The organism is Kitasatospora sp. NPDC058063 (assembly GCF_042885395.1).
Classification (GTDB): Bacteria; Actinomycetota; Actinomycetes; order Streptomycetales; family Streptomycetaceae; genus Kitasatospora; species Kitasatospora lactacystinica.
Window position 1 is genome coordinate 63,617 of record NZ_JBHVSD010000036.1, and the last position, 9,728, is coordinate 73,344.

Annotated in this window: 8 protein-coding genes; all 8 read left to right on the forward strand. The window is 70.0% G+C overall.

The genetic code is table 11. From position 1 onward, the window contains the following. The first annotated feature begins 15 nt into the window (after positions 1–15). The 8 genes from rpsO to ACFVUY_RS39160 all read left to right on the forward strand — a co-directional run bounded on the left by rpsO (position 16) and on the right by ACFVUY_RS39160 (position 9,432). Complete coding sequence (gene rpsO / locus ACFVUY_RS39125) at positions 16–306, forward strand: 30S ribosomal protein S15 (RefSeq protein ID WP_031072625.1); 291 nt, start codon at positions 16–18, stop codon at positions 304–306. Positions 307–760: 454 nt separating this feature from the next. Continuing rightward, positions 761–2,968, forward strand: a complete 2,208-nt coding sequence (locus tag ACFVUY_RS39130) for a polyribonucleotide nucleotidyltransferase (RefSeq protein WP_387695035.1) — start codon at positions 761–763, stop codon at positions 2,966–2,968. 140 nt (positions 2,969–3,108) lie between these two features. After that, on the forward strand, positions 3,109–4,440 hold the full coding sequence (locus ACFVUY_RS39135) for a pitrilysin family protein (protein ID WP_359911647.1): 1,332 nt from the start codon (positions 3,109–3,111) through the stop codon (positions 4,438–4,440). A gap of 32 nt (positions 4,441–4,472) precedes the next feature. Then, positions 4,473–5,219 (forward strand): 4-hydroxy-tetrahydrodipicolinate reductase, encoded by a 747-nt coding sequence (gene dapB, locus ACFVUY_RS39140; protein ID WP_387695036.1) that lies wholly within the window; start codon positions 4,473–4,475, stop codon positions 5,217–5,219. A gap of 55 nt (positions 5,220–5,274) precedes the next feature. Further along, a complete protein-coding gene (locus tag ACFVUY_RS39145; protein ID WP_387695037.1) occupies positions 5,275–5,733 on the forward strand; it encodes a tetratricopeptide repeat protein in 459 nt (152 codons plus the stop codon). Continuing rightward, on the forward strand, positions 5,730–6,461 hold the full coding sequence (thyX, locus tag ACFVUY_RS39150; RefSeq protein ID WP_387695038.1) for an FAD-dependent thymidylate synthase: 732 nt from the start codon (positions 5,730–5,732) through the stop codon (positions 6,459–6,461). Before ACFVUY_RS39145 ends, thyX begins: the two co-directional genes overlap by 4 nt. Positions 6,462–6,676: 215 nt before the next feature. Continuing rightward, positions 6,677–7,576, forward strand: coding sequence for a 4-hydroxy-tetrahydrodipicolinate synthase (dapA, locus tag ACFVUY_RS39155; RefSeq protein WP_387736836.1), 900 nt, complete (start codon positions 6,677–6,679; stop codon positions 7,574–7,576). A gap of 170 nt (positions 7,577–7,746) precedes the next feature. Continuing rightward, complete coding sequence (locus ACFVUY_RS39160; protein WP_359911588.1) at positions 7,747–9,432, forward strand: ribonuclease J; 1,686 nt, start codon at positions 7,747–7,749, stop codon at positions 9,430–9,432. Positions 9,433–9,728 lie beyond the last annotated feature (296 nt).

Consider the following 9,728-nt stretch of genomic DNA (forward strand, 5'->3'; position numbering starts at 1 on the left):
CCCGAAGGAGTTGCAGTGGCTCTCGCCTCTGACGTCAAGAAGCAGATCTTCGCCGAGTTCGGCCAGAAGGAGGGCGACACCGGTTCCCCCGAGGTCCAGGTGGCCATGCTCTCCCGTCGCATCTCGGACCTGACCGAGCACCTCAAGACCCACAAGCACGACCACCACTCGCGTCGTGGCCTGCTGATCCTGGTCGGCCAGCGCCGCCGCCTGCTGCAGTACCTGGCCAAGAAGGACATCGAGCGCTTCCGTACGCTCGTCGACCGCCTGGGCATCCGCCGCGGTGCCGCCGGTGGCGCCCGCTAAGACCGCCGCTCGGGGCGGCTCCCCACACCGGGGAGCCGCCCCTCGTGCGTATGCCGCGGCCATCGGGCCGCGGCGCCCGCAGATAACAACTCGCGCGCACCTCCCCAGGTGGCCGAGGATTGCACCGTAGGGTTGTGGGCATGCCGGGTGATGGCGCAAACAGCGCGCCACCCGGGCAGAAGGACCCGAACCCCCCGCGGGACGAAGGCTTCAAACGGAAGCCGCCCGCATCCGAGAGAGCGTCCAGACGCGGACCGCCCAAGCCGGCCCGGCAGCCGTGAGGCGCCGGTCCTCGGTAGTGGCCGTCGGAACCCCCGCAGACCGAGCGGGGCACTCCGGAGGCTTCGATCGAAGACCGGCCCGACTGCCGCCCTCCTGGCGAGGGCCCGGGGCCCACCGCAGGCAGCACGCGGGGACGCTCTCCCGGAGACGTACGAAAGAGGAGATCTTCCAGGTGGAAGAGAACGTGTTCTACGCCGAGGCCGTGATCGACAACGGTTCCTTCGGCACCCGTACCATCCGCTTCGAGACCGGCCGTCTGGCCCGTCAGGCCGCCGGTTCCGCCGTGGCCTACCTGGACGACGACACCATGGTGCTGTCGGCCACCAGCGCGTCCAAGCAGCCGAAGGAGCACTTCGACTTCTTCCCGCTGACCGTGGACGTCGAGGAGCGGATGTACGCCGCGGGCCGTATCCCCGGCTCGTTCTTCCGTCGCGAGGGCCGGCCCTCCGAGGACGCGATCCTCACCTGCCGCCTGATCGACCGCCCGCTGCGCCCGTCCTTCGTCAAGGGCCTGCGCAACGAGGTCCAGGTCGTCGTCACCGTGATGGCGCTCAACCCCGACCACCTGTACGACGTGGTCGCCATCAACGCCGCCTCCGCCTCCACCCAGCTGGCGGGCCTGCCGTTCTCCGGCCCGATCGGTGGCGTGCGCGTCGCGCTGATCAACGGCCAGTGGGTGGCCTTCCCGACCCACAGCGAGCTGGAGTCGGCCGTCTTCGACATGGTCGTCGCCGGTCGCGTCCTGCCGGACGGCGACGTCGCGATCATGATGGTCGAGGCCGAGGCCACCGACAAGACCATCAAGCTGGTCGAGGGCGGCGCCGAGGCGCCGACCGAGGAGATCGTCGCCTCCGGCCTGGAGGCCGCGAAGCCGTTCATCAAGGTCCTGTGCGCCGCGCAGTCGCAGCTGGCCGCCCAGGCCGCCAAGCCGACCGGCGAGTTCCCGGTCTTCCTGGACTACCAGGACGACGTCCTCGCCGCGCTGAGCTCCGCCGTCAAGGACGAGCTCGCCCAGGCCCTGACCATCGCGGGCAAGCAGGAGCGCAACAACGAGCTGGACCGCGTCAAGGCGCTGGCCGCCGAGAAGCTGCTGCCCGAGTTCGAGGGCCGCGAGAAGGAGATCAGCGCCGCCTACAACGCGCTGACCAAGAAGATCGTCCGCGAGCGCGTCATCAAGGACAAGGTCCGCATCGACGGCCGCGGCGTCACCGACATCCGCACCCTGGCCGCCGAGGTCGAGGCCATCCCGCGGGTGCACGGCTCGGCCCTGTTCGAGCGCGGCGAGACCCAGATCCTGGGCGTCACCACGCTGAACATGCTGCGCATGGAGCAGCAGCTGGACACGCTCTCCCCGGAGACGCGCCGCCGCTACATGCACAACTACAACTTCCCGCCGTACTCCGTCGGTGAGACCGGCCGCGTGGGCTCGCCCAAGCGCCGCGAGATCGGCCACGGCGCGCTCGCCGAGCGCGCCCTGCTGCCGGTGCTGCCGACCCGCGAGGAGTTCCCGTACGCCATCCGGCAGGTCTCCGAGGCGCTCAGCTCCAACGGCTCCACCTCGATGGGCTCGGTCTGCGCCTCGACCATGTCGCTGCTGAACGCCGGTGTGCCGCTGAAGGCCGCCGTCGCCGGCATCGCCATGGGCCTGATCTCGCAGGAGATCGACGGCGAGACCCACTACGTCACGCTGACCGACATCCTCGGCGCCGAGGACGCGTTCGGCGACATGGACTTCAAGGTCGCCGGTACCCGCAACTTCATCACCGCCCTCCAGCTGGACACCAAGCTGAACGGCATCCCGGCGTCGGTGCTCGCCGCCGCGCTGAAGCAGGCCAAGGACGCCCGCCTGCACATCCTCGACGTGATGAACGAGGCCATCGACTCGCCCGACGAGATGTCCCCGAACGCGCCGCGCATCATCACCATCAAGATCCCGGTGGACAAGATCGGTGAGGTCATCGGCCCCAAGGGCAAGATGATCAACCAGATCCAGGAGGACACCGGCGCCGAGATCACGATCGAGGACGACGGCACCATCTACATCGGTGCCGCCGACGGCCCGGCCGCCGAGGCCGCCCGCACCACGATCAACCAGATCGCCAACCCGACCATGCCGGAGGTCGGCGAGCGCTACCTGGGCACCGTGGTCAAGACCACGACGTTCGGCGCGTTCGTGTCGCTGATGCCGGGCAAGGACGGCCTGCTGCACATCTCGCAGATCCGCAAGCTGGCCGGCGGCAAGCGCGTCGAGAACGTCGAGGACGTCCTCGGCGTCGGCGCCAAGGTCCAGGTCGAGATCGCCGAGATCGACCCGCGCGGCAAGCTCTCCCTGATCCCGGTCGTCGAGGGCGAGGAGGGCGGCGAGGCCGCTTCCGAGTGAAGCGCCGCTAGCTGACCCCGCGGCCCGTACGCCTCCCGGCGTGCGGGCCGCACCCCGTTGTCCACGCGTTCGTCCGTACGTGCCCATCCACACGTGCGTTTCCTCTGGAGGTACCCCCCGTGGCGCAGGCCCCGGCGGTAATGCAGCGTCCCGGCACCACCCGGACCCTGCTCAAGGGCGTCGACGGCGCCGGGACGGTACGCCGCACCGTCCTCCCCGGCGGCCTTCGGGTCGTCACCGAGACCCTGCCCACGGTGCGCTCCGCCACCTTCGGCATCTGGGTCGGCGTCGGCTCGCGGGACGAGACCCCGCAGCTCAACGGTGCCACCCACTACCTGGAGCACCTGCTCTTCAAGGGCACCGAGCGGCGCAGCGCGCTGGACATCTCGGCCGCCCTGGACGCGGTCGGCGGCGAGATGAACGCCTTCACCGCGAAGGAGAACACCTGCTACTACGCCCGGGTCCTGGACACCGACCTGCCGCTGGCCATAGACGTGGTCTGCGACATGCTCACCGGCTCGCTGATCCGGCCCGAGGACGTGGAGTCCGAGCGCGGCGTCATCCTGGAAGAGATGGCGATGGCCGAGGACGACCCGGGCGACGTGGTGCACGATCTGTTCGCCAAGGTGATCTTCGGCAGCGGCCCGCTCGGCCGCCCGATCCTCGGCACCCAGGAGACCATCAGGACGCTCACCCGGGACCAGATCGCCGGCTTCTACCGCCGCCGCTACCGGCCCGAGAACCTGGTCGTCGCGGCGGCCGGCAACCTCGACCACCGCAAGGTGGTGAAGCAGGTCGAGCAGGCCTTCGCAGCGGTGCTGGCGGCCTCCACCGCGGCCCCCGCGGAAGCCCGCCGCGGCGTCAAGGCGCTGCGCACGGCCGGCCGGGTCGAGGTGCTCAACCGCTCCACCGAGCAGGCCCACCTGGTGCTGGGCGTGCCCGGGGTGCCGCGGCACGACGAGCGCCGCTGGGCGATGGGCGTGCTCAACGCGGCCCTCGGCGGCGGGATGAGCTCCCGGCTGTTCCAGGAGGTCCGCGAGAAGCGGGGCCTGGCGTACTCGGTCTACTCGTACTCCTCGTCCTACGCGGACAGCGGCCTGTTCGGCATCTACGCGGGCTGCCAGCCCAAGCGGGTCGAGGAGGTGCTGCGGATCTGCCGCGCCGAGCTGGCCAAGGTGGTCGAGGAGGGCATCACCGAGGAGGAGCTGAACCGGGCGATCGGCCAGATCTCCGGGTCCACCGTGCTCGGCATGGAGGACACCGGCTCGCTGATGAACCGGATCGGCAAGGCCGAGCTCAGCTACGGGCACCACCTGTCGGTGGACGACATGCTGGAGCGGATCGCCGCGGTGACCCTGGAGGACGTCCACGCGGTGGCGCGTGATGTGCTGGGCGCGCACCGGCCGTCGCTCGCGCTGATCGGCCCGGTCAATGACAAGCGGGCCGCCAAGCTCGCCGATCTGCTGGTCTGATCCGCTGATTCCCAGGTGAGAGGAACTTTGCTATGACGCTGCGTGTCGCCGTGATCGGCGCCAGGGGTCGGATCGGCTCCGAGGCGGTCAAGGCCGTCGAGGCCGCGCCGGACCTGGAGCTGGTGGCCGCCCTCGGCCGCGGCTCGAAGCTGGAGGAGCTGACCGAGGCCGGTGCCGAGGTCGCCGTCGAGCTGACCCATCCGGACTCGGTGATGGGCAACCTGGACTACTGCCTGGACCACGGCATCCACGTGGTCACCGGCACCACCGGCTGGACGGACGAGCGGCTCGCCACCGTTCGCGGCCGGCTGGCCGAGGCCCCGGAGCTCGGCCTGCTGATCGCCCCGAACTTCTCCATCGGTGCCATCCTCGGCATGAAGTTCTCCCAGATCGCCGCCCGGTACTTCGAGTCGGTCGAGGTGGTCGAGCTGCACCACGACCGCAAGGCCGACGCGCCCAGCGGCACCGCCACCCGCACCGCCCAGCTGATCGCCGCCGCCCGGGCCGAGGCCGGCCGGCCGCCGCAGCAGGACCCGACCACCCACAGCCTGCCCGGCGCGCGCGGCGCCGACGTGGACGGGGTGCCGGTGCACGCGGTGCGGCTGCGCGGCCTGCTCGCCCACCAGCAGGTGATGTTCGGCGACACCGGTGAGACGCTCACCATCCGGCACGACTCGCTGCACCACAGCAGCTTCATGCCGGGCATCCTGCTGGGCGTGCGCAAGGTCGTCGGGACGCCGGGGCTGACCTTCGGCCTCGAACACTTCCTGGACCTGTGACAGTGTCGATCCGAACCATGCCGAACCAGACCGTGCCGATTCCCGGAGGGGCCCGATGACCTCCCGCACCGGTTTCTTCGTCCTGTCCGGCGTGCTGCTGCTGGTCGCCCTGGTCTGCGTGGGCGAGGGCGTCCAGCTGATCGCGACCGGCAAGCCGCTCGGCATCGGCATCGGGATCTGCGCCTTCGTGATCCCGGTGATCGGCGTGTGGTTCCTGCGCCAGACCGTCCGCTTCGGCCGGGCCAGCGAGCGGCTGGCCCACGAACTGGAGGCCGAGGGCGGCCTGCCGGTGGACGAGCTGAAGCGCAGCAAGGGCGGGCGGATCGACCGGGCCTCGGCCGACGCGGTGTTCGCCCGCCGCCAGGCCGAGGCACAGGCCGCGCCGGGCGACTGGCGGGCCTTCTTCCGCCTCGCCGTGGCGTACGCCGACGCCGGCGACACCCCGCGCGCCCGCAAGACCATGCAGCACGCCATCAAGCTGCACAGCACCGAACCCGCAAGGAGTAACGCGTGAGCGACGAACCGACGGCCCCCAGCTTCCGCAGCGACGTGACGGTGGAGCTGGTCCGCAGCGCCGCCGCCGACTCGGACGTCATCTGGGCGGCCCGGGTCTCGACCGCGGGCGAGCAGTCCCTGGAGGCCCTCCAGGAGGACCCGGAGAAGTCCAAGGGCCTGATCAACTTCCTGATGCGCGACCGGCACGGCACGCCGTTCGAGCACAACTCGATGACCTTCTTCATCAGCGCGCCGATCTTCGTGTTCCGGGAGTTCCACCGGCACCGCAGCGGCTGGTCGTACAACGAGGAGTCCGGCCGCTACCGCGAGCTGCAGCCGGTCTTCTACGTCCCGGGCGAGGAGCGCAAGCTGGTCCAGCAGGGCCGCCCCGGCAAGTACGAGTTCCACGAGGGCACGCCGGAGCAGCACAGCACCACCACCGGGGCGATGGAGGCCGCGTACCGCGAGTCCTACGCCCGCTACCAGGAGATGCTGGCCGCCGGAGTGGCCCGCGAGGTGGCCCGCGCGGTGCTGCCGGTGGGCCTGTTCTCCTCGATGTACGCGACCTGCAACTCGCGTTCGCTGATGCACTTCCTGTCGCTGCGCACCCGGCGGGAGAACTCGGCGGTGCCGTCCTTCCCGCAGCGCGAGATCGAGATGGTCGCCGAGCAGATGGAGGAGCAGTGGGCCCGGCTCATGCCGCTCACCCATGCGGCCTTCGAGAAGCATGGCCGGGTCGCCCCCTGACCTGGGACGACCGGCATACGGGCAGAGTGTCTGGCATGTCTGGATTGCGGCTTATCTAGCCGCTCCCTACATTCGTGAACACGGATTCCGGTGCTGCCCGAACCCCCGAGCGGGCAGCGCCGGAATCCCACGTCCGCGCCACCGACGCGCTACACCTGTCCGAACACTGGACCGGCATGGGTAACGTCCCACCGCCTACGAGTAGCTTTGGACGCATGGCTCCGACCTCCACCCCCCAGACGCCGTTCGGCCGGGTCCTGACCGCCATGGTCACCCCGTTCACCGCCGACGGCGCGCTCGACCTCGACGGCGCCCAGCGCCTCGCCACGCACCTCGTGGACTCCGGCAACGACGGCCTCGTCGTCAACGGCACCACCGGTGAGTCCCCGACCACCAGCGACGCCGAGAAGGCCCAGCTGGTCCGCGCCGTGGCCGAGGCGGTCGGGGACCGCGCCCACGTGGTCGCCGGCGTCGGGACCAACGACACCCACCACAGCGTCGAGCTGGCCCGGCAGGCCGAGGCGGCCGGAGCGAACGGCCTGCTGGTCGTCACGCCGTACTACAGCAAGCCCCCGCAGGAGGGCCTGTACCGGCACAACGTCGCCGTCGCCGACGCGACCGGGCTGCCGGTCATGCTGTACGACATCCCGGGCCGCAGCGGGGTCGCGCTGAGCCACGAGACGCTGGTCCGCCTCGGCGAGCACCCGCGGATCGTCGCCAACAAGGACGCCAAGGGCGACCTCGGCGCCGCGGCCTGGGCGATCGCCCGCTCCGACCTCGCCTGGTACTCCGGCGACGACATCCTCAACCTGCCGCTGCTGTCCGTCGGAGCCGTCGGCGTGGTCAGCGTCGTCGGGCACGTGGTGGCCGGGGACCTGCGGGCGATGATCGAGGCCTACCTGGCGGGCGATGTGGTCAAGGCCACGAGCATCCACCAGCGCCTGCTCCCGGTGTTCAGCGGTATGTTCCGCACCCAGGGCGTGATCCTCGGCAAGGCCGCGCTGGAACTCCAGGGCCTGCCCGCCGGCCCGCTGCGACTGCCGCTGGTCGGAGCGACGCCCGAGGAGATCGAGCGATTGAAGCAGGATCTCGCCGCCGGCGGGGTACACCTTTGACAGACACGGACGTGCGCGCCCCGGCTCGCCGGACCTCCCAGGGTCCGCCGCTGAACCGGTCCGAAGGCGCGAGAGCACAGACCCAGTAGGAAAACGACACTGAGTACGCGCGCCATATGTCTCCAGGGGGAGGACCCCGGGCATATGGCGTGCGTCGTGAGGAGAGTCTTTTGAGCCACCCGCACCCCGAGCTCGGCGCGCCCCCGGCACTGAAGGAGGGCGCCCTCCGCATCACTCCGCTCGGCGGCCTCGGCGAGATCGGCCGCAACATGACGGTCCTCGAGTACGGCGACCGCATCCTGATCATCGACTGCGGCGTCCTCTTCCCCGAGGACGAGCAGCCCGGCGTGGACCTGATCCTCCCGGACTTCAGCTACATCCGGGACCGTCTCGACAAGGTCGACGGCATCGTCCTCACCCACGGGCACGAGGACCACATCGGCGCCGTCCCCTTCCTCCTGCGGGAGAACCCGGACATCCCGCTGATCGGCTCCAAGCTGACCCTGGCGCTGATCGAGGCCAAGCTCGCCGAGCACCGCATCCGGCCGTACGTGCTGGAGGTCAAGGAGGGCGAGCGCGAGCGCATCGGCCCCTTCGACTGCGAGTTCATCGCCGTCAACCACTCCATCCCGGACGCCCTGGCGGTCGCGGTCCGCACCCCGGCCGGCATGGTCGTGGCCACCGGCGACTTCAAGATGGACCAGCTGCCGCTGGACGGCCGCCTGACCGACCTGCCGACCTTCGCCAAGCTGGCGGAAGAGGGCATGGACCTCCTGCTGGTGGACTCCACCAACGCCGAGGTCCCCGGCTTCATCCCGCACGAGCGGGACATCTCGGCGGCGCTGCGGAACGTCTTCGCGAACGCCGACAAGCGGATCATCGTGGCCTCCTTCGCGAGCCACGTGCACCGCATCCAGCAGGTCCTGGACGCGGCCCACGAGTACAAGCGCAAGGTCGCCTTCGTCGGCCGCTCGATGGTCCGCAACATGGGCATCGCCCGCGACCTCGGCTACCTGAAGGTCCCCGGCAACATGGTCGTGGACGTCAAGCAGCTGGACGACCTGCCGGACAAGGAGGTCGTGCTGATCTGCACCGGTTCGCAGGGCGAGCCGATGGCGGCGCTGTCCCGGATGGCCAACCGCGACCACCAGATCCGCATCGTCGAGGGCGACACCGTCGTCCTGGCCTCCTCGCTCATCCCGGGCAACGAGAACGCCGTCTACCGGGTGATCAACGGCCTGACCCGCTGGGGCGCCAAGGTCGTGCACAAGGGCAACGCCAAGGTGCACGTCTCCGGCCACGCCTCGGCCGGCGAGCTGCTCTACTTCTTCAACATCTGCAAGCCGCGCAACCTGATGCCGGTCCACGGCGAGTGGCGCCACCTGCGCGCGGCCGCCGAGCTGGGCATCGCCACCGGCGTGCCGCGCAACCGCGTGGTCATCGCCGAGGACGGTGTCTGCGTCGACCTGGAGCGCGGCGTCGCCCGCATCGTCGGCAAGGTGCAGGCCGGCTACGTCTACGTGGACGGCTCCTCGGTCGGCGACATCACCGAGGCCTCGCTCAAGGACCGCAGGATCCTCGGCGAGGAGGGCTTCATCTCGGTCTTCGTCGCGGTCGACTCGACCAACGGCAAGATCGTCGGTGGCCCGACCATCCAGGCCCGCGGCTCCGGCATCGACGACAACGCGTTCGTCCCGGTGGCCGCCAAGCTCCAGGAGGCGCTGGACCGCTCGGCGAGCGACGGTGTCCTGGAGCCCCGTCAGGTGCAGCAGCTGGTCCGCCGCACCATCGGCAAGTGGGTCGCGGACAACTACCGCCGCCGGCCGATGATCCTGCCGGTCGTCGTCGAGGTCTGACGCCCGCTCAACACCGGCTGAGGCCGGTTTGACGTGGGGCAACCCGGTGCGTAATGTTCTCCGGGTTGCCCCACGGGACGGCCCCTCGGAAACGGGCTCGAATCTGAATTCGAGAACGACCGGGGAAAACGGACCGAGAAACTCTGATAGAGTTCGGGAGCGCCGAGAGGCGAAAGCGAATCGAATGAATGAAACTCCGGAAAACGGAGCGGAAAACATCTGATAAGCTGGAAACACGAAAGAACGAAGCCCGGAGGGTCCGCTGGAAGGCGGTCCGAAGGAAGCGTCCGTTCCTT